Origin of the sequence: Thermofilum uzonense (genome assembly GCF_000993805.1) — an archaeon.
Classification (GTDB): domain Archaea; phylum Thermoproteota; class Thermoprotei; order Thermofilales; family Thermofilaceae; genus Thermofilum; species Thermofilum uzonense.
In genome coordinates this window covers 372979-397998 of the sequence record NZ_CP009961.1, presented here as the reverse complement: position 1 = coordinate 397998, position 25020 = coordinate 372979, and the positions used below count along the sequence as shown (strand labels likewise).

Below are 25020 nucleotides of genomic sequence, written 5' to 3'. Positions count from 1 at the left end.
TTGTGGTGATGAATAAATAAAATATTATGCTGGTGGAGGCAGACTGCGGTTTCCTGTGGGATATAGGTGTCCCAGCATAACTTCGGGTCTGAATCCCAGAGCAAGTAGAATCGGTGAGAGCGCCCTGTCAAGGATCTCTGTGTACTTTTTCATGTCCAGACCCCTACCATCGTAAAGCTTCCAGGCCTGTACGCGTAGATACGGGTTGGGGTTCAGGGCATCCACCCACACATACTCAACATAATCGCCTACAGCCACGGTGTAGCCGTTCGACCTCAACTGCTGGGCTGCTATGAGGACCGGGTTTCTCGAGAGATATCTTTCCTTTCTGAGTGTGGAGCCGGCCACGAGGTCTTCGGGCCTCGCAGAGTAAAGCTCCTCATAAATCGCCTCAAGCTCCCTCAATAATACCTCCTTGAGCTCTTCACCGGGCTTGGCCCTTACTGCTCTTTCAACAATCCTAAGCTGTGCCTTTTTTACAATCCTGGGAACCCCGCTTCGCACAGCCTCAACTCCTTTAGCGTTGATCTTCCCGTTACTCACTCCTATGTACCTCTTGGCTACCCCTGCTTTCTCGTCTCTATCAGGGAATAGGAAAAGCCACTCGTAAAAATTATCCAGCCTCATGGGTAGGCCTACACGCTCAGAAAGTCTGAGTGCAAGTCTCTCATAGTCTTCAGCAGAGGCCCTGTCGCCTTGCAGGAACACGCTGTCCGTATCGCCATAGATAACCTTGAAACCCTGTCTCTCCACGTAGCCAAGGACTTCAAGCATCACCCTCCTAGAGTACCTGTTTATCCATTCAAAGGTAAGTGGGTTTCCCAGCCTGTTGTAATTGTTCCCGCTGTAACCGTAGCTCGAGACAAGTATCATTTTCAACTCGCTCTGCCTTTCATCAGCCCACCTCGTATCTGGGCCACTCGAAGAGCGCATAACCCCCTTGTAGTATAGCCTTCTACGCAGTGCATCCTCGATGAGCTCCGGGAGTAGGCCCCTCGGCCGCCTTCTAACTCCCCTCCGGTTGACTGTTTCATAGCTTATGTTCCGCTTAACAATAAGATTTGGAAACATCGACTCGAAGTCTAGTACAGCCACGTTCCGATAGAGGCCGGGGCGAGGCCTTATTATGAGCCCTCCCTTGTCGTAAAGGTGGATTTCCCAGGCTGTCCTCACGGGAATGTTGAGGTTCATCCTCCTAGGTACAGCATAGCCCCTTGAGAGCAAGACATAGCTCTGCCGCAGATCTATCATCCTACCATAGCTGACCCTCGCGGCATGGGTTGGTGGTAGAAAGGTAAACCCGCTCCTCTCCTCGAGGCCCGTTAGACCTATACGTTCAAGCAGGGAGTGCTCGATGAATATCCTGCCCTCTAGGGGCTGCTCTCCTCTGCCGAGACGTATGCCCCGGCGTCGCGCCTCCCTTGCAAGCCCCCTCAGCTCTTCGTAGCTGAGGTTGGAGGAGACGATGTCCGGATCATACTTCTGGATTGCCCTTGAGAGCTCTAAGAGGACGGTGTCTAGGGGGCCTCTAACAGAGAATTCCTCCCCTGCATGGAAGTGTAGCGCGTATTCCCCTGCTGGTCCCTTTATCAGCGAGAACCTGGCGGTTTTCATGGGTAGGGGCTCTATCCTGTACTCTTCGCCTCTAAGAGTCATTGGAACATACCCATGAGGGGCGAGAACCTTGTGATAAACTGGAACATCAGACGCGTAGGTTTCAACGTTTTTCCGTTCGAATAGACGCTTTGCGCTCCGGTACTCTGCTTGGGTCTCAAAGGAGACTTTGACTAGCTGCTTAAATCCTCTCGGGAAGAGTCTAAGCTTAACCTCCTCTACCTCGGAATAGAACACGTCAAGACCCGAGAAAGCTTCCACGTCTACATAGAAGTAGTTCTGGAATGGATGTTTCTCTACTGAGATAGCTCCACTCGTGCTCTTAAACCATAGCCGCGCCTCTGCGTCCGCCACAGCTATGTCGTAGAGAAAGCCATTCTTCATCGAGAAAGTGCTTCTAAAATAAGGAAATAATGAGTTGATGGTTGATCGTCGGAGGGGGGTAAATCTAATATATATGGTTTTCGTACATCCAGAGACGAGATTTTTAACCAAGAAAATCCTTTATGAAAAACGTGAAGTGGGATAAGTCGAGAATTGTTGCCACGACAAGCGTGATGGCGGCGCTTACCACTGTAGCAACGATGATTTTCCAAGTACCTGTTCCCGAGACCCATGGATACATAAACCTGGGAGATACCATGGTCATGCTTTCAGGAATTCTGTTTGGACCACTGGTAGGGGCCATGGCTGGTGGAATAGGCTCTGCCTTAGCCGATGTGCTGTCTGGCTACGCGGGATGGGCTCCCTACACGCTTGTGATTAAAGGGCTTGAGGGGTTCCTCGTCGGACTCCTTGGCGGTAAGGATGGGAGGATTAAGGCATTGGCTGGGTGTCTGGCGGGCGGCGCCGTGATGGTGCTAGGGTACTTTTTAGTAGAGTTCTTGCTTTACGGGGCTGGAGCCTACGCCGAGCTCCCGGGTAATATCCTCCAGGCGTTGGCCGGAGTTATCGTGGCTGTTAGCGTGGGAGTTGAGGTTAGAAAGGTTTTAGGCAGGGTGTAGGGAATTGCTCTTGTCTTTCGGGAAGCTTCCATATACTGAACTCCGGGAAATCCTCTCCGTTATATACAGGAAAGACCCTTCCGTCCTCCTGGGCCCAGGTATTGGCGAGGATGCCGCGCTGATAGAGCTAGGCGACGATGTACTCGTGGTCCACGCCGATCCAATAACCGGTGCTGTCGAGAATATAGGTTGGCTTTCAGTGCACGTCTCGGCCAACGATATTGCTACAAGAGGAGTAAGGCCAAGATGGCTTGTCACGGTTCTACTCTTACCCCCGGGGTTAGAGTACAAGATGATTAAGGGTATAGTTCAACAAATAAGGAATGCGGCAGACGAGATTGGTGCGGTTGTCGTTGGAGGGCACACAGAGATTACTCCAGGGATTGATCGACCCATAGTGATTACAACGGCTATCGGTATCGGTAAAAGGGAAAAGGTTATATACACTGCTAATGCGAGGCCGGGTGATTTTTTAGTCCTCACTAAGGGTGCGGGTATCGAGGGAACAGCTATTATTGCTAGCGAGTTTCAGCATATACTCAAAGGAAAAGTCTCGGAGGAAATTCTCCTAAAGGCTAGAGAGTTCATAAGAGAGATAAGCGTTGTCCGCGAAGCCCTCGCGGCCTTTGAAACAGGGGGTGTACATGCCATGCACGATGCCACAGAAGGTGGTGTTATAGGCGCTGTCCAGGAGATCTCCATAGCGTCTGGACTCTCAGCTCGAGTATACGAGGGAAAAGTGCCGATTCGGGAAGAAACCCTCACCATTTGTCGAATCCTTGGCTTAGACCCGCTAAGACTTATTAGTTCAGGGTCTCTTCTCTTAGCAGTTGATCCGGGAAAAGTGGAAGATGTGTTAAAAACCATTTCTTCACTAGGTATAGAGGTCTCCATAATAGGAAGTCTTGGAGAAGGCGGAGGCGTAACCCTCATTCGCAGGAATGGTGAAGAGGAGGAAATCCTGAAGCCCATAGAGGATGAACTTTGGCGTCTCCTGGCGTTAGAGGGAACAAGCCGCGTCAAAAGCTTAGAATCATGATGAGCAAGCAGTTCTAGAAAAATGGTAGAACACAGCGTTATAGCAACGAAATAATGACGTCTCGGGGTAGGAGTATTTTTGGTTTAAAAGACTCTCTTAGCTAGCCTCCTAGCCCCGAGAATACGCCAGGCGAGTGATGCGAGAAGGGCTCTCCCATACATGTCGGTGTTCTGGGTTGCCCAGGCGCCTATAGCGCCGTATTTCTCCGCCAACACCTGGGCTGGGATCGCCCTAAAGAATACTACAGTTATCATGTTTATGAAAAGTGGTAGCCAGACGCTCCCCATGCCTCTCATAGCCCCATAGAAGGCGTTGCTGATGCCAAATCCAATCTCGCTGAGAGCTGCTAGGACTAGATACGCCTGGGTTAACCGAATAATTTCGGGGTCACTCGTGAACATATAGCCGGCGAACGGGGACAAGGCTACCAGAGCCAGTGCGGCCAACCCCATCGTAATAGCCCCCACCACTACTCCCTCGCGTAGCCGGGCGCTAACGCTCTCCAGGTTCCTAGCCCCTGTTTCCTGTCCGGTTCTCACGAGTGTTGCCAGGCTGATGGCGAAACTCGGCTGTATGATCAAGCTTTCCACATTCACTCCTATATTGTGGGCGGCGAGAGCTATGGTTCCACCTTTAGCCACGGCGTTTACGTATATATTGTGAGCTATACTTGCCACGAATCTTTCGAGAGCCATTGGAGTTCCAAGCATCAAGACTTTGAGGCTAAGTCTGCCTGGCACGGTTAATTGAATCCTTATGGGAGGCTTCCATATAGCATAGGCTACCAGGCTGAAGTAGCTTGATATTGTGGTAGCGAATCCTGCACCTTTTAGTCCCATAGCCTTGACATTAAATCCTCCGAGGGTGAATAGCGGTATCAAAAGAAGCCCTAGCCCGAGGTTTATGAGGGAGGCATATACGCTGGGCCACGGCTTGTCAACACTCCTGTACAACGAGGCTAAAACTATGTTTACAAAGAGTGCAGGTAGTGATAGAAGCCTCAGGAAAGTATACTCGAGAGCTAACTCAGTGACTTCAGCGTTACCAGAGGAGACCGCAAGGAAGTAGCTGGAGAGCCAATAAGGTGTGGAAAGGACGATGAGAACTGACAGGACGAATGCTAAGCAAAGCGTCTCTCCCGTGGCAGAGCCAGCTATATCTTCTTTCCTAGCCCCTATGGCCTGTGCTAAAACCACCATTAAGCCTCCGGTAAACACCGAGGCTAGCGCGTTTATTACGAAGAAAAGGTATGCTGCGAGACCGGTAGCGGCTACGGCTGTCGTTGAGAGCTTTGAAACAGTGATTAATGCGACCAGACTAAGTAAGGAGTCTGAGATGGTACTAATCGTTATCGGGAGAGCCAGGCTGGTTACACTTCTCTCTTCCATTGAGTTCAGGGTATCCTAGCTAATTTAAAAATTTTTAATTTTTCATAGAGTCTGTAAAGAATAAGTTCTGTAAAAGTCTTCCGGGTTTTCACGGAGCTCTCTCAATACTCTTGGAAGTACTCTCATCATCCTCGAAGCTGTTACCCCATCGATGCCCTCAAGAGATGCTACGTAGTCTCCAGCATAACCATGAACGAGGACTGCCATACGTGTCGCTTCCCCCACGTCCAGTCCCAAGCCTAGCATCGCTGCTATGACTCCTACAAGAACGTCCCCTGACCCCGCTTTAGCCATCCCCGGGTTTCCAGTCAAATTAACGTAGATCTTACCGCTTGGCGTCCCTACAAGGGTATGTGCACCTTTTAAAACTATGTATGAGTTGAGCTCTCTGCATAGCGTCCTCAAGAAACCAATTCTATCCTCTCTTATCCTTTCAACCGAGATTCCTGTAAGCCGAGACACTTCACCCAGGTGTGGTGTAAGTATTGTAGGAGCCTCTCTCTTTTTGATGAGTTCCAGGGCGCCGGCAACCGCCGTTAAACCGTCACCATCGAGGATTAAGGGCTTCTTGATAAGAGGAACCAGATCCCTGACCAGTCTAAGAGTTTCCTCCTCCGTGGTTAGTCCAGGACCCATTGCTACAATATCTGCCCATTCGGCCAGTTCAAGCAGCCTGTCCTTGTTAGCATATGATATGCTCCCGGATGGGGTCTCAAGTAATGGCTCGTAGACAACCTCGCTCGCCTTTGAACCTAGGTATGGCACTATATTTGATGCTGTTGCAAGCCTAGAGTAGCCGCCTCCAGCCAGGAGGAACGAGTATGCTGAAAAGAGGGGTGCCCCCATGTATCTCCTCGAACCGGCTATAAAGAGGGCCTTCCCGTAATCACCCTTATGCGTGTCTGGTTTTCTCTCAGGAAGCTGAACAGGGTCATTCGTCTCTATAACCAGATTTTCATCCTCTAGAAGCTCGATTGGATAAGATATCCTTGCAACGTATATCTCACCTGCGTGTTCAGCTCCCGGATATATTAAAAGACCGGGCTTTGGGAGTCCAAAAGTAACCGTATAGTCTGCTTTTACAGCTACTCCCATCACCTGACCTGTATCACCATTCACGCCTGAAGGTATGTCTACGCTCACTACGAGCGACCCGGAACCATTGACGGCGTCTATGACTCGAGCATATAACCCTGAAACGGGTCTATTGAGACCAATGCCGAACAATGCGTCTATCACTACGTCTGCCTGGTGTAATTCCTCTGATAAGCCGCTTATGTCTTCCGCGACATGCTCTACGGGCAGCCCCATTCTCATGATCCTATCAAGGTTTATCCGTGCCAGAGTAGTAATCTTCTCTAAATCTCCAATGATGTATACGTTTACATCCGCTCCTTGAGAGGCAAGATGCCTAGCTGCAACTAATCCGTCGCCTCCATTATTCCCGACCCCCGCCACAACAACAACTCTTAACCCACTCGCATCTGCAAAACTCTCTATAAGTCGTGCAACGCTGGCGCCCGCGTTTTCCATTAGTATTTCCTGTGAAATTCCGTACTTTGTACTAGCCAGCTCGTCCATCCTCTTTATGTCTTCAACTCGAGCCACCTTCACGGGGCATCAAGCATTAACACTTAACGATGCTTAAAATTACTACACTTGAAGCACGCTATCCAAGGGGGGTTTGATAACAGTGAAAGTGAAACCTAAACCAAGGAGTTTTTCAACTGATCCTGACAGGCTTCGTCTGATCATATAGCCAAGGCTTCTCTTTTTCTAATTCTTCTAGCCATGGGAGGCCATCCTGTGCACCCATCTTTGTAACCTTTAATCCCGCAACTATACTTGCAAGCCGTACCGACTCCACTAAATCCTTTCCATGCATTAAACCATAAGCCAAACCCGCGTTAAACGCATCACCAGCGCCTGTCGTGTCTACGGGTTCCACCCTTACAGCTGGTATGAAATAAGCATCAGTCCTTCTAACGACGACTGACCCCCTTGCCCCCAGAGTTATAACTGCTGCTCCTACACCCTTCTCGAGGAGTTTTCTACCAGCCTCCAAGGCAGAATCAACGCCAGATACTTCGATTCCAGTTAGCATGCTCGCTTCAACAGCGTTGGGAGTAAGTACATCTGCATGCTCGAGAACTTTGAACGGGAGGGGTTGAACCGGTGCTGGATTGAGAACTGTCGTGACGCCGTGTCTCTTAGCTATATCTAATGCTGTACTCACTGTCTCAAGGGGGATTTCTAGCTGTGTTAGTAGCACCCTGCTGCCCCTAATAATTTCCTCTGACTTTTCAAGATCAGCCTGGGAAAGCCTGTTATCCGTACCGGGTTCAAAGGCTATCATGTTTTCTCCATCATCGCTTAAAAGTATGAAGGCGATACCAGTATTCACCTCCTCGTCAATGAAGACGTAGTCTGTTCTGACATTATTTCTGGTGAAATTAGAGATGAGAAAATCCTTGTAATCCTTACCTATCCTACCTATCATGTATACCTCTATTCCGAGCCTGCCCAGACCAACCGCCTGGTTCGCCCCCTTGCCTCCCGGCTTTATCACGAAGCCCTTACCCTTAACTGTCTCGCCTGGCCTTGGAAGCTTTGGAACTCTTATGTAGAAGTCGACGTGTGTGCTCCCAACGACGCTTGCATGCATAAGATATCAATGACTAGTACGTAATTAAAAGCCTACCCTTGAAAGCTATTACTAATCAATAGTTAGGCATGGAATAAAGTTAAAATTCAGCCTTAGCCCGTTAAGGTGCGTGAAGCATTTAATAATAGACACTGATCCGGGAGTTGATGATGCCCTTACCCTCTTAATGGCTCTTAACAACCCCAATGTTGAGATACTTGCTTTATGCTCTGTGGCCGGCAACGTTCCAGCAGAGAGGGGGGCTAGGAATATTATCCGGTTGCTTGATGCAGTTAAAGCCCCCTCTGACCTTTATAATAAGGTTAGGCAAGGTTCATCCAAGCCCCTTGTCAGGAGGCTTGTCACAGCCGAGTGGGTTCACGGAAAGGACGGCTTGGGAGACGCCGGATTACCAGAAGCCTCTCGTGAGCCCTTGAAGGGTGGGGTTAGGTTTCTTCTCGAAGTATTGGAGTCGGCATCTAAGCGAGAGATATCAATCTTGACACTGGGCCCATTAACAAACATCGCCCTTTTAACAGCTCTAGCCCCCGACGTCACGAGCCGTGTTAAGGAGATTGTGGTTATGGGGGGATGGTTCGCTTTGACGAGCTACTCAAGCGGAAACGCTACGCCTGTCTCGGAATTTAACATATACAATGACCCCGAGGCGGCCCTAATGGTCTTCGAAGCCTTCGGTGATAAGCTCAGAGCCGTTGGCCTAGACGTCACCATGCACCCGGAAACGCTTCTCACCTGGGAACAATGGAGGCAGCTCAAGGAGTCGAAGTCCCAGTTTGCTAGGCTTTCCGCCTTGATAACCGAGAGGGGTTTAAGAGTGTTCGGAGGGGTTTTTGGGCTACACGACCCTCTTGCCTTCACTGCTCTTATTAAACCGGAGCTCTTTGAGTTCTCGACGTACCCTGTAACGGTCTCTCTGGGAGAGGGGGCAACTAGGGGTCAGACAATAGCGGATAAGAGAGGATGGTTAGAGTCGAGTGGCTCTGAGGAGGAGGCCTTCCCCTATATTAAATACCCGAAAATACAGGTTGCATCATCCGTTAAGGCTCGCGAGGCTAGAGACTACATAATACAGGCCCTGTCAACATAAACTCCTGGGATAAATTGAGTTTATTAGAGACGAATATCACATAATAATCGATGCCAGGAGACGCACAATACCATATTAGATGCCGCAAGGGAGACGTTGGAAAATACGTGATACTTCCCGGTGACCCTGGTAGGGTTCCTCTTATTGCTCGTCATCTAGAAAACGCTGTGAAAATTGCACAGAACAGAGAGTATGTAACCTATACGGGGTATTGGAAAGGGATAAGGGTATCTGTTACGAGCACAGGTATCGGTAGCCCGGCTGCTACTATCGCTGTGGAAGAGCTTGCCAATGTTGGGGCAGAGGTATTCATAAGACTAGGTACATGCGGCGGTGTCGAGCCCTCAGTCCACGCGGGAGACATCATAGTAGCACAGGCGGCGGTTCGGGGCGAAGGCGCCTCTAAGGAGTATCTGCCCACAGAGTATCCAGCGGTCGCTGATCACGATGTTGTGGAGGCTCTCCTCAGGTCTTCGAGAAAACTCGGGATACCGGTTAAGACGGGGATTGTGTGGACTCATGATGCTTACTACCGTGGAACCTGGGTTGGCGAGATGCCTCCCCAAGCTCGTAGAGTATATGAGCCTTGGCTTGAGGGGGGTGTTCTTTGTGTGGAGAACGAGGTTAGCGGCATTTACGTGGTGAGCAGGATCCGCAGGAAGAAGGCGGGCGCTGTTTTGCTCTGTATGGGAAACAACCTCGTCGAGACGCCTGAGCAGTTCACCGACACGGATTACCTATCAGGAGTAGAGAGAATGACGCGTTTAGTCTTGGGGGCTATAGAACTTCTTGAAGAGGGGCTCCGATAGTGAAGATTCTCATTAAAGACGCCGACCTTGTAGTAACACAAAACTCTAGAAGAGAGATTCTTCGAGGAGCATCCATCTTCATCGAGAATGACATTATAAAGGCCATAGGAGACTACAAGGATCTGGAGGGCCTAGGCGCGAACACAGAGGTTGATGCGAGAGGACTCGCCGTCATCCCAGGCCTTATCAACCTCCACACGCACTCCACTCAGACGGCAACTAGGGGCTTGCTAGAAGATATCCCATTGATGGCCTGGCTTTACCGCATCGATAAAATCTATGAGTCTATCGACGAGGAGGCAATAGGAGTCGCTTCAAAGCTTTCATTCTTAGAGGGGCTTTTTTGCGGGACAACGACTTTCGTAGATATGGAGCTTAGCTATCGGCCCGTGATTTCCGCTGCTCGTGAAGTAGGTGTAAGGCTCTTCGAGGCTGCAGCTCTAGTAGACACTCAGGAGACCGGTCCAAGCGGGTTTGAGAGGATAAACGATCCAGATGAAATTGTTAAGAAAGTCGTTAGAGACGCCGTAGAATTCAAGGAAGACCCGCTTGTCAAATTAGGTTTAGGCCCTGTCGGCATTCCAAGCAGCAGCCCTGAGCTTCTCAGAATCGCCGCGATCGAGGCTAGAAGGAATGGGCTCTTTGTTCAGACCCACTCATCTGAGAGCCAGGTTAACGAGAAGATAGCTAGGAAGTTGTACGGTTTAAGCGAGACACTCCTTCTAGAGAAAATGGGTGTTCTAGGACCATGGCTTATAATAGTTCACGGCGTAAACTTAACGAGAACAGACATTGATACCCTAGCTAAACATGGTGTAAGTGTAGCCCACTGCCCCACTAGTAATGCTAAGCTAGGTAACGGGGTAGCCCCTGCTTGGCATTTAATCTCGAGAGGCGTGAATCTTGGCCTAGGCACTGATGGGGCATCAAGCAATAATTCCTTGGACTTGTTCCAGGAGATCAAGACGTTTATACTCATGCAGCGGGCCATCCTAAAGGAAACTGTATTATCCGCGCAACAAGCCTTCGATGCAGCGACGATCAACGGTGCCCGTGCACTAAGGATAACAGGTAAAATTGGAAGTATTCAACCTGGCGCCTACGCCGACCTAGTGCTCGTAGACCTGAGGTCTTTGTACCTTCAGCCTTCAACGATGTTTCTTGAAAACCTCGTCTTCTCAGGCGGATGTAAAAGTGTAAAACATGTATTCGTCAACGGTAAACTTCTTGTCAAAGATGGCTTGTTTATAGACCCGACCCTTATTGATAAAATAATAACGGATTTTGAGGGGGCTTTCGAAAGAATACAGAAAAACGTAGTCTAAATAGCAATGAAGTATTATTGTCTTTAATTACATACTCTACAAATAGGTGTTCCTCATCTAGACTTATGAGGTGAATTTGTTGAGCTATGCGGCTGTTGGAAAGAAAATTAGGCTAGGGAGACTGTTGCCAGACGGTAAGAGCCTGATATTTGCGTTTGACCATGGTGTAGAGCACGGGCCTTCTGACTTCTCGGGAGAGACGATAAATCCCAGGAAGATCCTCGAGAAGATAGTTGACGTTGTTGACGCTATAATGTTGCTACCAGGCATGGCTAACATTACGAGTGATGTATGGGCTGGCAAGGTTCCCTTAATTGTCAAGGTCACGAGCAAGACAAGCCTGAGACCCGAGGACGCGCGACTTCTACAGAGCCCCTTTGGTTGGGTTGAAGACGTCGTAGCTCTTGGAGCTGAGGCTGTCGCGGCCACCGTCTACTGGGGGAGTCACTATGAGGACTCTATGCTCAAACAATGGTTTACCGTGAAGAGAGAAGCTGAGAAATATGGTCTGCCATGCCTACAACTCTCCTATCCTCGGGGGCCAGCGATTAAGAATATGTACGACGTAGAGGTAGTTCGTTACGGTGTCCGTGCGGCTATAGAGAGCGGGGCCGACCTCATAAAGACCTACTATACGGGAAGCACTGAGACGTTCCGCGAAGTTGTGAAGACCGCTGCAGGCATACCCGTACTGATGAGCGGAGGAGCTAAAGCCAAGACTCTCTTGGACTTCTTACATGTCGTCAAGAGCGTGATGGACGCTGGCGGACAGGGAGTAGTGGTTGGTAGAAACATTTTCCAGCATGAAAACCCGAAAGGGGCGGCAAAGGCCATATCAGCAGTCGTTCACGAGGGCCTAGATCCTGAGGAGGCTGTTAAGAAGGCTGGGTAGCCATGTCTCACGAGTACTACGACGCCATAACTGTAGGTCACGTCCTCTTGGACTTACGCTTCAGCGTTGACAGGTTTGCTGCGCCAGATAGGGAAAGCACTATACTTAGCCAGAGCCACGGAGTCGGCGGCAGCGCAGCCAATGTTGCTATAGGGATTCGCAGGCTTGGAGGAAACTCGACGGTCATAGCAAAGGTAGGCTTCGATGACTTTGGTAAAAACGCACTCGAGGATCTTGTCAAGGAGGGAGTGGATGTATCTAACATAAGGATTCAAGCAACAAACGGGAAAACGGGCTTCACTATCGTGATTATTGACTCGTCGGGCCAGATTTTAATGTATGGGCATAAAGGTGTCTCAGAGGAACTCAAGCCAGAGGAGATAAATGCAAAAGTATTTGAGAAAACAAAGCACGTCCACATAGCAAGTTTGCGCGTAGACACCTCGGCAGTAGCAGCTAGATATGCTAAGGAGAAAGGAGCCTTCGTCTCATTTGATCCCGGACGGAGGATTTCAAGGCTTGGCCTTGAAGCCTTGCGACCGGTATTGTCACACGCAGACCTCATACTGCCCAATGAAATCGAGGCTACTGCTATTACAGGTGAGGAAGACTATAAAAAGGCTGCACAGGTCTTGCTCGATACAGGCGTAAAGATTGTAGTAGTTAAAAGAGGGGGAAAAGGCGTCTATGTATCGACGCGAGATGAAGAATTTGAAATCCCCTCATATCTACCGGGAAAAGTAGTTGATACCACGGGTGCAGGAGATGCACTTGCAGCCGGCATAATAATGGGCTTGAAGAGATACCCCCTGCCTGACGCACTTAGGTTTGCTACTGTTGTAGCAGGTATAAAGGTTACAAGGCTTGGATCCCACGAAATACCCTCTCTCGCGGAGGTCGAGGCTGAGCTGAGAAAAATTGGCTTCACTAGCAAGTAACTCTTTTATTTACAGAAGTGTTAGAACAATCGCGAATCTAATGATCACTAAGGAGGAACTTGTGGTAAAAGCTCGCGAGTTTGCTCTTGACGAGTTATTCGATTCCATCCTTTATCTAGAGATGTCGAAGAGGGAGAAGAAACCTGAGAATAAGCAGTTACTCATGAAGATGTCCGAGCAAGAGAGAGCGCACTATGAGTTTTGGAAGCTTTTTTCAGGTGAAGTACGGCTCACAACACGTGACTTTGCAAGACTTAGACTTTTCATCCTCCTTTCTAGGGTGCTGGGTAAGGTCTTCACAATAAAGTATCTTGAGCGACATGAGGGAAAAGTAGTCGCCGAGTATCGGGGAATACTGGAATCCGGCGCTTTAGGGGAGGATAAGAAAGTTATCCTCGAGAAAATAATTGAAGACGAGGTTGAACATGAGACGTCCCTCACAAACCAGCTCGAAGAGTTTGCAGTGAAGCATTTAGGCGCTATAGCGTTAGGTATGAGCGACGCCATAATCGAGCTCTCAGGTGTTCATGCGGGCTTCCTAGGCTATACAGCTTCCTCCGTTACAACAGGTATTGCTGGACTAATAGTTGGAGTGAGCGCCTCAATGTCTATGTCAGCCGCGGCATACCTCCAGTCAAAACAGGAAAAAGGTAAATCCCCAGGTACCACAGCCATCGTCACAGGCCTCATGTATATGCTCACTGTGATCCTCCTGACAGCCCCATTCCTAGCTGGGCTCCCACTCCTCCATGCCCTCGTCTTGTCACTCATACTAGCCTTCATTGTCCTCGCAATATTCTCATTTTACAGCGCTGTAATAATGGACCGCGCCTTCCTGAGAGACTACGTTGAGAACATAGGAATCATATTCCTTGTCGTAGCTATAGGTTACTTTTTTGGAGAATGGGTTAAGGAGGTTACCGGAGTTCTCCCCTAACAATAAGATGCCAAGTTAAGTATCTCTCTAAGCACACACTATAGTATGGTAGACTATGGGCCAAATAAAAGGTAAAAAGATCTTTGTAGAGAATTCGGCGAATATTTTAGGAATGAATTATACCTCTACAACAAGATCTTTTAGATCTTTCCTAGGCCTCTTAGGAGGAGACTCAGCTGGGAAACCTACTGGGAATATAGCGATAGGATATAGATTGTCAGGAACGTCTAATATCTCTCTTATCTCCTCTACGTTCTCAAGCGTATATATCCAAACTGTAGCTAAGCCAACACAATGCAACGCTAGCCACAAGTATGTTGCTACTATTGAGCCATCCACGATATGCGAAACAGGCGATATACTCGCGTCTGAGAAAACCACTACCACAACTGGAGCGTTTAGAATAGGCTTCGACCATCTATGAAGCTCTGCGAGTCTTGTTATTTTAGACCGATCTCGCACGAGGTAAAAGCGCCAAGGCTGCCTATTGTGGGCGCTTGGGGCAAACCTTGCTATCTCGAAAGCCTTCCAAAGTAGATCATCAGGGACTTGCTCCTGCATGAATTTTCTAATGCTTCGTCTACTGGTTAAAAAGTCGGCACAAGACATAACAGTTACCCGATATATTCCTTATTATATATATTTTTGTCATACATGCCGTAGAGCCTCGCTACTCTCAGAAAAGAACGTGTACATGGTATCAGCAAGGATGCCTCAGGTAGACTGAAAGGTGTAGGATCTAATGGACAGATAATATATTGATGACTTAAATTATAAACTGTGGTGATCCAAGGAGTGTGTAGCCGCGAATATCCTCTATATGCAATCGCGGGTGTTAGTGCCGTGTTACTCAGGGAGAACAAACTCCTATTGGTTAAGAGAGGGAGCCAGCCCGGCGAGGGGTTCTGGGCTCTCCCAGGGGGCGCTGTTGAGGCTGGGGAGGGTATAATCGAGGCTGCTAGCAGAGAGCTTTATGAGGAAACAGGACTAAAGGGTAGACCCGTTGGTGTGTCTTTTGTCGCAAACATAGTAGTCAAAAAGGAGGCTCGGGTATGGTTTCATTATGTTCTACTGGGAGTTCTCTTCGACCCTGAAAGCATATCTGGTGAGTTGAAGCCAGGCGGGGATGCTCTTGACGCTAAATGGCTTGAATTAGAGGAGATAGTCACGCGAAACGACGTGGCTAAATCGACAAGATTCCTGGCGAGACTAGTACTAGAAAACAAGTTACGATGGGTACCCATCCATGAGCAACAAAGCTAAATACTAGGCAGGCTAAGATTTTATAATATGCTTGGAAAAAACCCTCTTGAAATCCCTAGTGGTAAACGTTTCTCGAAAGATGAGCTTGCACAGGCAATCCGACTGGCTATTATTGCAGAGTTGGACGCAATAAACCTGTATGTACAGCTTGCCAATGCAGCTGAGGATCCACTTGTCAAGAAAGTTTTCATGGACGTTGCCCGCGAGGAGAAGACCCACGTGGGAGAGTTCCTAGCCCTCTTGAAGACCCTAGATCCAGAGCAGGTTGGAGAGCTTGAGAAAGGGGCTCGGGAAGTAGCAGAACTTGCCGAGGAGAAATAACGTATCGTTATCCTTCTTTTTTCCTTACCATGACCTTTGTAGAATTAAACGTGGGACCACCTCCTAACCTCTGAACCTCCGTTCCAACGAGGACATTTTGAGCTACACCGTTCAGTCCTATAAGTTCTCTAGGGGACCATAAGACTCCCCGTGGGACGTCCTGAGTGATATGTACCCGCAACTCGACAACGCCATGATTATTGTAGACTTCGATGGTTTCTCCTTCGGAGATTCCAAGCTCTAGAGCGTCATGCTCATTCATGTGGACTATGCCCGGAATAGCCCCATATACGTCCCGGAACTGGGTATGCGTGTAGAGTGGATGCGCACTGTTAAGCAGGACAAAACCCTCCTGTTTCTCAATTACCCGTGGTAGTGGATCAAAACCTTTTTCCTCTGCTGTTTTAGAATAGAACTCTATCCTGCCGCTTGGTGTCTGATATTCGCTTAGAGGCCTGTACTTCAATGTGAGCACGGCACCATTAAAAAGCTCATCTATGCTTCCCTCTATGGCTTCCTCCAATGCTAGCCTTAAAGCTTCGTGACGATCTAGGCAAACATCTCTATCGACCCCCAGCTTCTCGGAAAGCCTGCAAGTCAGCCACACCTCGTCCCGTGATTCTCCTAGCGGTTCAAGAACACTTCGAGAGAGCATTATGTAGTTGTGGGCGTATGGGATAACAACGTCGGTTTTCTCATAGAAAGTTGGGGCTGGTAGAACCACGTCGGCTGCTCTTGCAGTCTCGATCCAGTGTGTCTCATGTACTACAACAAAAACATCCTCTCGCATGAATCCCCGTAGAAGCTTATCGGGTCGCGGTAAGGTTAGGAGGGGGTTCGAGTTGTAAATAAATATGAAATTGAATTCACCTTTCTCAATGAGGTCAGCTAGGGCTACCTGGCTGACAGTTCTAGAGGGCTGAAACCTGTCCTCGAGGCTTATCTTTGCCGTGTTGACAAAGAAGCCTTTACTGTTAGAGTAATAGAAACCCCTATGCACTCCAACCAAAGCCGGGAGAAGCGCGACTGCCCTGACAATATCGGCCCCTGCTACACGCTTCTGAACCCCGAAGCCTATGAGCGTTATACTCGGCTTTAAACTAGCATAAAGTTCAGCGAGTCTCTTAACACTATAAACATCTACTCCGGTTATGCTCTCGACCCTATCAGGTGTCCATTTCAAGACTTCTTCTCTATAAGCTTCGAATCCTTCACCATACCTTTCTATAAAGTCATAGTCCAGGAGCTCTCCCGTGATTAGGTGGTAAGCAACACCGTAGGCCAGTGCAACATCGCTTCCGGGCCGTGGACTGATCCAAAAGTCACTACGTTTAGCAGTTTCACTCCTTCTTGGATCAACGGAAACTATGAACGAGCCATTATCTCTCGCATCTAAGGCTAGCCTCCATATGTGTGGTGCGCTGACCGCGGCATTGAAACCCCAGAAAATCAACAACTTTGATGAGGGTATATCGGTTGGGAGCCTTCCATAGCTTAACCCATAATGTAGTGAGAGAGCATCGTGCCCGCTCTTACTGCATATGCTCCAGTCGGTCCGTGCAGCTCCCAGCCTGTTCCATAGCCTCAAAGGGTAATACATGGTTAGAAGACCCATGTTGCCTGCATATTCAATATGTAGGATTCTGCCTGGACCATGAGCCCTCAATGTGTCACTAAGTTTTTCAGCTACAAGATTTAAAGCCGTCTCCCAATCAATACGTATAAAATCGCTTGTCTTGCCGTTAAGCCTCGCGTAGGGGTATAAAACCCTGTCCTTCGAGAATACTCTTTTTCTGTCCTCGTTTCCACGCGGGCATAGGAACCCACCTGTTACAGGATTAAGGGTACTACCCCGGGATCTGAGGCTTAAGGGTTCAACCTCTATGAAGCACGTATCATAACAGTCGCGGGGGCAGACAAGCCTGAGTTTTTCACTCACGAAAAAACAGTATTAGCTGTTAGGTATATGAATAAGTTGTTAAGTTGGTCAATGCCAGAATATGAATATTAATCTCCTTCTTCGTTCCTCTAACTCGGAGACTCACGCTTTTTTCTCATAGCAGATATTCTCGTCGTTTTTCCCATGGTTCAATGTCCCCGGGAACCACGTAGAACAGAGGGTGGGTTTCTATTCTATTAATTCGACGTATCGCCTCGTATCTAGATGGATCTCGCTCCTTGAGCTTTCTAAGCAGATGATTAAACTCAAAGATAATCTGTCCCTCAGTCACTGGAAGCCTTAGGCTCAGATCATATCTGATAATCTTATCCTTGTTAAAGCTGTACCCCCTTTTTACACCCTCGTCGTAGACGTGATACAAGTATGTACCGATGTACAGTACCGGATCACTTGTAGCCCTGAATCTCTCAAGCTGGGGATGGGACGTGTAACCCTTGGTTAGCCCTTCGAGGACTTTCTGTGCTAGAAGCGCTTCGCGCCAAAGGCCTAGGAGCCCATACCTGTCAAGGTATCTGGGATGTATGGACCACAACCTCACACTTTTAAGAAATAGGCACAGCTTTTTAGACTCTTGCTTGAATATACTATTCTAAGTTTTTCTCAGGCGTTGATGACACGTCAATGATGAGTGGTAAGAGTCGAAAAAGCTAAAAATCTCTTCTTGAATATATAAATGGATAAATATGAGGTGCGCCATTTGTGGACAAGAAGCAGAAAGTCTTCTCTGGGCTACACACAAGGAACTAGGGGGAGTATGGGTTTGCAGGAAGTGCTGGGAGAAGTTATTCGAGTCTAATCTTATTGTCCCTGGGTCCGGAGAGTCAGGCTGTGCTTGCTCATAACTTCCACTGCCTCGTCTAGCCTCTCTCTATTTTTCCTAAAATTTTTCTCTCCAAAAAGGGGATAAGGGCTTTTCAAAACCTAAGCTGCTTGTAGAAGTGAGCTATGCTGGTCGGGAGACACTTGTCTGTTTCCTTCTTATATACACTGTTATGCCGGCTATTACTAGGGCTGCCAGGGTTATTATCAGCAGTGCTGTAGACGGGGTTATGAGAAGCTTTGGCTCAGCTTGTATGGGAGCTGTAGTCGTTGGAACAGGTACTTGTTGAGTCGCATTGACGGGAACAGTCGTTTGGGAGATATTTACAGAGCTTGAAGGCTGGGAGGCTTGCGGGGTAGCCGTAACGGGCGGCGTTGCATTAGAGGTTGTCTTGGGCGTAGATGGAGCTTGTGTGGGCTTGGAGGACTGTGAAGGCGGTGGCGGGGGTGGATTCAAAGTTTGGAGTGCTTCTGTAGATGACTTTGGAATCCCTGTGAGACCATAGATGGCTAGGATCGGGCTCTGCTGGGAGCTTACGACAGTGGCATGTATGGGGTCTGTTGTGACGTAGTAAGTGTAGAAGAGGGTGGCGTTTGTTTCGAGTTTGTTTTGAAGCTTGGTATTGATGTTTACAATGATTGTTTTATTTGCCGGGGCTAGGAGAACCACGTATAAAATTCTATCTCCAACAGTGTACTTTAATCTGACAGGTACCGTTGCTGGTCGGCCGTACACGTCGATCTTACGGTTTTCTACTAAATATGCAGTGGAATTTAAGACCTTGAGGCTTAAACTTCCCCTAGGGATGGAGACGGGTGTATAGGAATACGTCCCATTTGGATAGAGAACCATCACCAGATAATGGTAGTCTGAGACGCATGAGGCATTTCCCCTACAATCGCTAACAGGGTAAAGGGGTGCCCCGGCGGAACCGGCTATGATCCAGTGGGTCCCATTAAAACTTTGCGAAGCCCAGCCGTGCCAATGCGCTTGAACAGCGATTGCCGGCCAGCCATACATGTTCATGAACTTGTGAAGAGAAGCATTGTGCTCGGGCTTTATATTGTGGTTCACGTCTGGGTAAGCTGGCCTGTGAAAAACTAGAATGATCTTCCTACCGTCCAAGCCACTATAAGTCCGGTTGAGAGCTTGCTCCCAACGCTTGACATCCGCCTCAGTGTTTAACAGGGCTATCCTCCAGCCTGGGATATCGTCTCTAATAGCGTCTAGAGGACCTATATATTGTGACCAGTACTTCCAGCCGTCGGGATATACTACCTCGTGATTACCCATGATAAACCACGTGTTCTCAAGCCTTGTAGAGTTTATGATCTCGTAGAAGACTCTGTACTGTGACTCATACCCGTATCCGACATGATCACCGAGCCCTATGACCGCTATGGGGTAAATCGCGTTGATCTCATTTATAGCATGATAGAATACTTCTGGCGGGTAGTCTGCCAGGTAGTCAATTGGTCTATTATCCCCGAAGAATACGATTGGATACCAGGGCAAGTTAACAGGTATCGGCTTGGCTCGCAAATCGGTAAGAGTCGATGTAGGCGCGGCAGATATGGACACGCCTAGAAGTAATACACTTATCAAGAATGCATAGGCCTCTATTTTTTTCATCCTATTCAGGTTTAAACGCTAGCGGAGCGTGCATAAATATTTTAGTGTAGCCACTACTTTTAGACGGCCTTTGCGAGAGGGGCAGCAGTCGAGTTCTTATATGAGGTGCTTTTGCCAAAAAAGCACGCAGCAATACCTGTAATCGTTGTCCTTGGCGAGTACCAAATAGCTACAACGTACCTTCGAGTCCCCCAGTGGAAATACAGAGATTACTTGTCGGGATGCTTGCCACGCGCTCGCCGGCCTTCTACCCCCGTTTTCACCCTGAGGATGACCTGGAGGCAATAGAAAACGCTGCTTTTCATAAAATCAAGGCTTGGGATTGTTACCTCATTAAGCTAGCGAAAAGTCTAGGAAATAGAATAATCTACACAATAGACGAGTCATTGAGGTCTATGCTGGATACAACGGTGATAAATCCCTTCCCTGGTGATCTCGTCAAAGGCTACTACGCCTACCTCAAGAGCATGCTAAGCTAGAGGGAGAAAAGGTAGAATATTCCTGGAATCTTCGCAGCGGAAAGATAAGCGTAGCAGAAAATTAAGCGTGAAAATCTTACATTAAGAGAGATCACACACTGCAATATTATGGTGTTTTAGTACATATGCCTGGCAATCTCAGTATAGACTTCCTTCGCATACAGCCTGACAAGTCTTTCCTCAAGGTTTCTTTCTACTCCTAAAGCCTTCACCTTGACGAGGCCTCTTATATACTCGTATGCGGAGATCATAATGCTTAGATTCCAGTAAAGGGCCTTTGTAACAGCTATGCTTTCTTGCGGAGTCGAGCATAGCTTTAAAAGTTCCCTGTTAAAAGCGCCCATGGTCTCTATCATGAGATCCTCACTAACACCGTTTCTCACATGTGCAAGAGAGATTCTTGCAACGAGTAGGGCGTGTTTTTCATCAAAGTTTCCTGTGAATACAGATTCTAGCCAGTATTTGAAGAGAGCCACGGCTCTTTCATGGCTAAGGCCTGACTGTTTAATACACTCTTGTCCCTGGGGGTCATTCAACAAGGAAGTAGCCGCTTGTGCGATGACGGCCTCAATTGTGGGCGAAACACGGTCCTTCATTTGATGCAGGAGCTCTACATCGTTGTCAGTGATCCCTAGGAAATTTCTCGCAAGCCGTGAAAAATCGCCTATTTTTGAAACAAGATCATTATATTTATTCATGTAGAGCTGACACCTCGTTTTTGTTTATTTGATAACAATCATCTGCTCGAATCATGATATTTATCTTATTCAGTTAAAAAATGAGTATAATATAAAGAGTGCAAAGCAGATATCCTCTTCAACCCATTGTTGATGGAATCTATGCGTCCTATAACGGGATCTTCCTGCTAGGACTTAGATGGAACGAGGCCTCATTGATATGATTAATGAAGTTAAAAACGACGAGTCTCGCTTTTTACATGCGCGGGGTAAAACTACTTTAAACTGTTGAGGAATAAAAAACGGCGTGGCCACGTGTCCCGGGAAAAACGGATGAGAGGCCCTCCGTGGTGAGGGATAGGGGCATTAGGCTGAAGGACCGGCCCGTGGTCTACCGCTAGACGAGCGCAGCAGGGGTGTCTATCAGCCACCAGCTGTGAAGTAGTGAAGGCGAGGGCGGTAAACAACAAACCCGTGACCCGCCCAAACGAAAACCCCCACCATTCAGAGTGCGGAAGAAGGTCAGATTACACTACATTATGCCACGCATTGCTTATTTAATACTGAACCAGCGTAATTAGGTATGTGGTTACCCGCGTCAAGTTGGACGAGGTTGCAAACAAACTGCTGGAAGTGGGTAGAGAATTCGAGATCCTGTGCAGACAGAGAAAGCCGGAGTGTAGCGAGGACAACCTTAGGGATAGGTTTGACCGCATCCTCTACGAAGAGGTTCTGTCTCCGCTTGGGGCGCCAAGGCCCTACTACGAGTATACAGTCTACGCCAAAGAGGGCTTCCTAGTAAGACACTACAGAATTGACGCATACTACGGCATGGTTTTTTTTCGAGTTTAAGAGGCCCTACCCAGGCCTTGCCAGCGAGAGCGTCAGAGAGGAGGCGAAGAAGCAGGTAACCGAGAAGTACATACCGGCCCTGCTGAACGATGAGAATGTAAAGGCGATACTCAATCAGATACAGCAAAAGAAACTGAGCCCTGTCATCGCCGGCGTCATAACCGACGGGGTGAGGGTCATGTTCGCGAAATACAACGTGGACAGCGGAAGGCTAGAAGTTACAGATCTCCTTAACATTAATGAGGATTCCGTGAGGCTTATTGTACAGCACATCACCGCCTCCTGGCGCAAAAGTCTCGACGCCGCCACTCTCTCCGCTGAATTCGGCTACGGAAGCGGGATAGCTAAAGAAGCTGTGAAGACCTTTTACAATAAACTGAAAAATATAAGCGGGAGAGCCGAGGATCTATACAAAGAGTGGGTAAAGCTTGTCTCTCAGACATATCCAGGGGCGGGAGCCGAGGTGTCTGAGGTAGCCGAGATGTACGGAATTGAAGAAAGGGGTGTGGACGGCTCCAGGCTTTTCTTCGCCATACAGACCTACTACGCCCTCATCCTTAAGATGCTGGCCGCTGAGGTGGCAAGCAGGTTCTCAAAATCAGAAATTTCCTCACAAGGCGAGGACGCTCAAGTACGCGAGGCGCGGAAGGGATTCTACGGTTCCGCGATTTCCTCCTTTATGGATGAGCTCCGAAAAGGTGCAGGGGAGTCAGACAGGCTTAGGGAGGCTCTAGCGAGGCTTGAGCAGGGCAGTCCCATGGCCTGGTACGGCGTTAGGAACCTGCTAGAGGGCCAGCTCTACAGTTGGTATATAGACGCGTGGGATGCTGAGGTGTATAAGGCGGTGAGGGGGGTTGTGGAGAGGCTTGCCGAGTTCGACGTGGAGGCGCTTGAACTGAGCCCCTCGCGCGCCCGCGACGTGTTTAAGGTGCTGTACGAGGAGTTGGTGCCGCGGAGACAGGTGAGGCAGAAACTCGGCATATACACCACGCCCGACTGGCTGGCCGAACTAGTGCTCGACAAACTGGGGCTGACAGTGGAGAACATGCTCAGGGAGGGGGCAGAGGACTGGCGCGCTCCCCTGCGCAAGAGGATCCTAGACCCCGGCGTGGGCACCGGCACCTTCCTGGTGCTGTACATACAGAGGCTGGGCGAATACCTGAATCGGAAATTTAACGGCTCCATCTCGGACGAGGCAGCCAGAGAGACACTTCAACTCATCACCCAGAACGTTGTAGGTTTCGACATAGACGCGCTGGCGCTCCTCACGGCGAGGACCAACTACCTCATAGCGCTAGCCAGCATCCGCGTGCTTAAGCACAAGGGCGACAGGGACATCGAGATACCCGTATACCTCGCCAACTCCATCGCCCCCGCAAGCTACAGCGAAACGAGCACACTCGTCAAGAATCAGGTAGTGCCGACGGTGGTTATAGACACCTCGGTGGACACGTTCGTCGTCCCCAAATTGGCAGCCGGGAAGATAAAGCCGGCCATGGAAGAGCTGCAAAATCTCCTGGACAGGGAGATGCCCAAGGAGCACGCTGCTGAGAGCTTCAGAGCGATCCTCTCGGAGGCAGAGGCCGCGGTGATGGCGGACTTTTACGATACCCTCCTCTCTTTGAAGAGGCTTGGAAGAGACTCCATATGGGTCTCTATTGTGGAGAGCTACATCGTACCGGAGGCGTACTCCGGTACGTTCGACTGCGTGGTCGGCAACCCGCCGTGGCTCTCTTACCGCTTTATAGCCGACACGAAATACCAGGAGGAGGTGATCAAACCACTGATTAAAGACTACTACCAGCTGACCACGAAGGACGAATTAATCACCCAAATGGAGATGGCGGCCCTGTTCCTGGCGAGGGCGCTGGACATGTACCTGAAGGAGGGGGGAGCCGTGGGGTTCGTGATGCCGCGCTCCGTATTCAGTGCGGATCAGCATCACAACCTACGGACGGGCAAGGTCTCGCGTATAAGCTACACGTTCCTGGAGGTGATAGACCTCGAGAAGGTCTCGCCGCTCTTCTACGTGCCGGCGTGCGCCATCATCGCGAAGAAGGAGAGGGAGGGGGGAGTGCGGTACCCGATCCCTGCCACCGTAGTGAGCGGCAGATTGCCGGAGGACAGGCAAAAAACGCTGAGCCTCGGGGACGCGGCCCTCAGGTACGAGCGCCGCGATCTCTTCCTAAACACAAGCGGCGAGAGGAGCGCGTGGAGCTACGTGCAGCTGCCGGAGATCAAAACCGCCCGCTCCTACTACTACGAAAGGTTCAAGGAAGGCGCAACGGTCGTTCCGCGACCGATATTTTTCGTGGATGTAGTCGGCGTCGTCGGCGAAGAGTTAGCTATCGTGAGGTCTTCTAAGCGGGCGGTAGAGCGCAAAGAGGCGAAGGCGTTGCAGCTGGCCATAGCGCAGAGACCAGTGGAGATGATTTACCTGTATGCTGTGCTGACATCCAGCGAGTTGGTGCCATTCTGCTACCTCCAACCCTCGATAGCCGTTTTGCCCATCGAGCCGCGGGGCCGCGGGTACGCCCTCCTGGCGCCCGACGCCCTCAGGGGCAGAGGCCACGGCTACATGGCGCAGAGGATGGAGGAGGCGCAGAGACTGTGGGAGAAGTACAGAGGGAGGAAGAAGGAGCGGGCGAGCATCTACGAGTGGTTGAATTACCAGAACAAGCTGACGTCGCACGACCCGGCTGCGAAATACCGCGTAGTGTACAACACATCCGGCACTTATTTAACGGCGGCAGTCGTTCCCGTAGGGCCGCAAGACATAACGGTTAAAACACTGGCGGGAGATGTTAAGCTGGAATTGAGAGACATAATTATCGATCATACGCTTTATGTAGCACATGTGAACAGCTTGGAGGAGGCGGATTACTTGGCCGCCGCACTGAACTCGCCGGTGCTGGATAGACTAGTGAAGCCGTTTCAAACAAAGGGAGAATTTGGCGCAAGACACTTCCACAAAAAACCACTTGAGTTCCCCATACCCAGGTTGAATCCTATGGACGAGCGCCATATAAAGCTCGCAGAGCTTGGCAGGACTGCCAGGGAGAGTGTCTGCAAGGGATTGCTAAAAGAGGTTCTGCAAAGTCTGGGCTACGACGAGAGTCTGGCGGAAAGGAGCTATCTAACGCCGCAGGAAATGGGCCGGCTGAGAGCGACAATTAGAGAAAACCTGAGAGATTTGTTGAACGAGATTGATAGGCTAGTTGTGGAGTTGTTAAGTGTAAAGGGAACTAATACACTCCTAGACTATAGATAACGTGTAATTGAGTCGCGCAGTAGCCACCTCTCCACCCACCCTGGCTT

At 49.3% G+C, this 25020-nt stretch carries 22 protein-coding genes; 13 read left to right on the top strand and 9 right to left on the bottom strand.

Features of this window, described 5'->3' with window-relative positions:
* Positions 1–24: 24 nt before the first annotated feature.
* Entirely contained in the window at positions 25–1998 is a 1974-nt protein-coding gene (locus tag MA03_RS02115; RefSeq protein WP_052883692.1) for a DNA polymerase domain-containing protein, read from the bottom strand.
* A gap of 131 nt (positions 1999–2129) precedes the next feature.
* Between MA03_RS02115 and MA03_RS02110 the strand changes: the two genes are divergently transcribed.
* Both MA03_RS02110 and MA03_RS02105 read left to right on the top strand, forming a co-directional pair.
* Positions 2130–2618 carry an ECF transporter S component gene (locus MA03_RS02110; protein ID WP_236944910.1) on the top strand — a complete coding sequence of 163 codons (489 nt, stop codon included), beginning with the start codon at positions 2130–2132 and terminating at the stop codon, positions 2616–2618.
* A 4-nt stretch (positions 2619–2622) separates the two neighbouring features.
* Positions 2623–3657: an AIR synthase family protein gene (locus MA03_RS02105; RefSeq protein WP_052883690.1), complete on the top strand. Its 1035-nt coding sequence runs from the start codon at positions 2623–2625 to the stop codon at positions 3655–3657.
* A gap of 83 nt (positions 3658–3740) precedes the next feature.
* On the opposite strand, the gene MA03_RS02100 is transcribed toward MA03_RS02105, so the two are convergent.
* The 3 genes from MA03_RS02100 to rbsK all read right to left on the bottom strand — a co-directional run bounded on the left by MA03_RS02100 (position 3741) and on the right by rbsK (position 7710).
* On the bottom strand, positions 3741–5045 hold the full coding sequence (locus tag MA03_RS02100) for an MATE family efflux transporter (protein ID WP_052883689.1): 1305 nt from the start codon (positions 5043–5045) through the stop codon (positions 3741–3743).
* 42 nt (positions 5046–5087) lie between these two features.
* Positions 5088–6659: a bifunctional ADP-dependent NAD(P)H-hydrate dehydratase/NAD(P)H-hydrate epimerase gene (locus tag MA03_RS02095; RefSeq protein ID WP_052883688.1), complete on the bottom strand. Its 1572-nt coding sequence runs from the start codon at positions 6657–6659 to the stop codon at positions 5088–5090.
* A gap of 109 nt (positions 6660–6768) precedes the next feature.
* The gene (rbsK, locus tag MA03_RS02090; RefSeq protein ID WP_052883687.1) at positions 6769–7710 is read right to left on the bottom strand and encodes a ribokinase; all 942 of its coding nucleotides are present in this window, start codon (positions 7708–7710) and stop codon (positions 6769–6771) included.
* Between the two features lie 109 nt (positions 7711–7819).
* Here rbsK and MA03_RS02085 point away from each other — a divergent pair, with 109 nt between their 5' ends.
* From MA03_RS02085 to MA03_RS02060, 6 genes are all read left to right on the top strand, one after another.
* A complete protein-coding gene (locus tag MA03_RS02085; protein WP_052883686.1) occupies positions 7820–8797 on the top strand; it encodes a nucleoside hydrolase in 978 nt (325 codons plus the stop codon).
* Between the two features lie 50 nt (positions 8798–8847).
* Positions 8848–9606, top strand: coding sequence for a nucleoside phosphorylase (locus MA03_RS02080; RefSeq protein WP_052883685.1), 759 nt, complete (start codon positions 8848–8850; stop codon positions 9604–9606).
* Positions 9606–10931 (top strand): amidohydrolase family protein, encoded by a 1326-nt coding sequence (locus MA03_RS02075; RefSeq protein WP_052883684.1) that lies wholly within the window; start codon positions 9606–9608, stop codon positions 10929–10931. The genes MA03_RS02080 and MA03_RS02075 overlap by 1 nt, the downstream gene beginning before the upstream one ends.
* A gap of 76 nt (positions 10932–11007) precedes the next feature.
* On the top strand, positions 11008–11823 hold the full coding sequence (gene fba, locus MA03_RS02070; RefSeq protein WP_052884865.1) for a class I fructose-bisphosphate aldolase: 816 nt from the start codon (positions 11008–11010) through the stop codon (positions 11821–11823).
* Positions 11824–11825: 2 nt separating this feature from the next.
* Positions 11826–12761 carry a carbohydrate kinase family protein gene (locus MA03_RS02065; RefSeq protein WP_052883683.1) on the top strand — a complete coding sequence of 312 codons (936 nt, stop codon included), beginning with the start codon at positions 11826–11828 and terminating at the stop codon, positions 12759–12761.
* A 40-nt stretch (positions 12762–12801) separates the two neighbouring features.
* Positions 12802–13698 (top strand): VIT1/CCC1 transporter family protein, encoded by an 897-nt coding sequence (locus MA03_RS02060; RefSeq protein ID WP_052883682.1) that lies wholly within the window; start codon positions 12802–12804, stop codon positions 13696–13698.
* A 117-nt stretch (positions 13699–13815) separates the two neighbouring features.
* On the opposite strand, the gene MA03_RS02055 is transcribed toward MA03_RS02060, so the two are convergent.
* Positions 13816–14307: a nitroreductase family protein gene (locus tag MA03_RS02055; protein ID WP_052883681.1), complete on the bottom strand. Its 492-nt coding sequence runs from the start codon at positions 14305–14307 to the stop codon at positions 13816–13818.
* Between the two features lie 234 nt (positions 14308–14541).
* On the opposite strand from MA03_RS02055, the gene MA03_RS02050 reads away from it, so the two are divergent.
* Together MA03_RS02050 and MA03_RS02045 are read left to right on the top strand one after the other, a co-directional pair.
* On the top strand, positions 14542–14961 hold the full coding sequence (locus MA03_RS02050) for an NUDIX hydrolase (protein ID WP_236944908.1): 420 nt from the start codon (positions 14542–14544) through the stop codon (positions 14959–14961).
* A 27-nt stretch (positions 14962–14988) separates the two neighbouring features.
* Entirely contained in the window at positions 14989–15282 is a 294-nt protein-coding gene (locus MA03_RS02045; RefSeq protein WP_052883680.1) for a ferritin family protein, read from the top strand.
* A 7-nt stretch (positions 15283–15289) separates the two neighbouring features.
* On the opposite strand, the gene MA03_RS02040 is transcribed toward MA03_RS02045, so the two are convergent.
* The 3 genes from MA03_RS02040 to MA03_RS02030 form a co-directional block, all read right to left on the bottom strand.
* On the bottom strand, positions 15290–17221 hold the full coding sequence (locus MA03_RS02040) for a molybdopterin-dependent oxidoreductase (RefSeq protein ID WP_052883679.1): 1932 nt from the start codon (positions 17219–17221) through the stop codon (positions 15290–15292).
* Between the two features lie 115 nt (positions 17222–17336).
* Positions 17337–17780 (bottom strand): pyrimidine dimer DNA glycosylase/endonuclease V, encoded by a 444-nt coding sequence (locus MA03_RS02035; RefSeq protein ID WP_052883678.1) that lies wholly within the window; start codon positions 17778–17780, stop codon positions 17337–17339.
* A 405-nt stretch (positions 17781–18185) separates the two neighbouring features.
* Positions 18186–19694 (bottom strand): metallophosphoesterase family protein, encoded by a 1509-nt coding sequence (locus tag MA03_RS02030; RefSeq protein WP_052883677.1) that lies wholly within the window; start codon positions 19692–19694, stop codon positions 18186–18188.
* A 194-nt stretch (positions 19695–19888) separates the two neighbouring features.
* Between MA03_RS02030 and MA03_RS02025 the strand changes: the two genes are divergently transcribed.
* The gene (locus tag MA03_RS02025; RefSeq protein WP_052883676.1) at positions 19889–20173 is read left to right on the top strand and encodes a hypothetical protein; all 285 of its coding nucleotides are present in this window, start codon (positions 19889–19891) and stop codon (positions 20171–20173) included.
* Positions 20174–20289: 116 nt separating this feature from the next.
* On the opposite strand, the gene MA03_RS02020 is transcribed toward MA03_RS02025, so the two are convergent.
* Positions 20290–20871 (bottom strand): protoglobin domain-containing protein, encoded by a 582-nt coding sequence (locus MA03_RS02020; RefSeq protein WP_052883675.1) that lies wholly within the window; start codon positions 20869–20871, stop codon positions 20290–20292.
* A gap of 582 nt (positions 20872–21453) precedes the next feature.
* On the opposite strand from MA03_RS02020, the gene MA03_RS02015 reads away from it, so the two are divergent.
* Positions 21454–21702: a hypothetical protein gene (locus tag MA03_RS02015; protein ID WP_219731644.1), complete on the top strand. Its 249-nt coding sequence runs from the start codon at positions 21454–21456 to the stop codon at positions 21700–21702.
* Positions 21665–24973 carry an Eco57I restriction-modification methylase domain-containing protein gene (locus tag MA03_RS02010; RefSeq protein WP_052883673.1) on the top strand — a complete coding sequence of 1103 codons (3309 nt, stop codon included), beginning with the start codon at positions 21665–21667 and terminating at the stop codon, positions 24971–24973. Before MA03_RS02015 ends, MA03_RS02010 begins: the two co-directional genes overlap by 38 nt.
* The last annotated feature ends 47 nt before the right edge of the window (positions 24974–25020 follow it).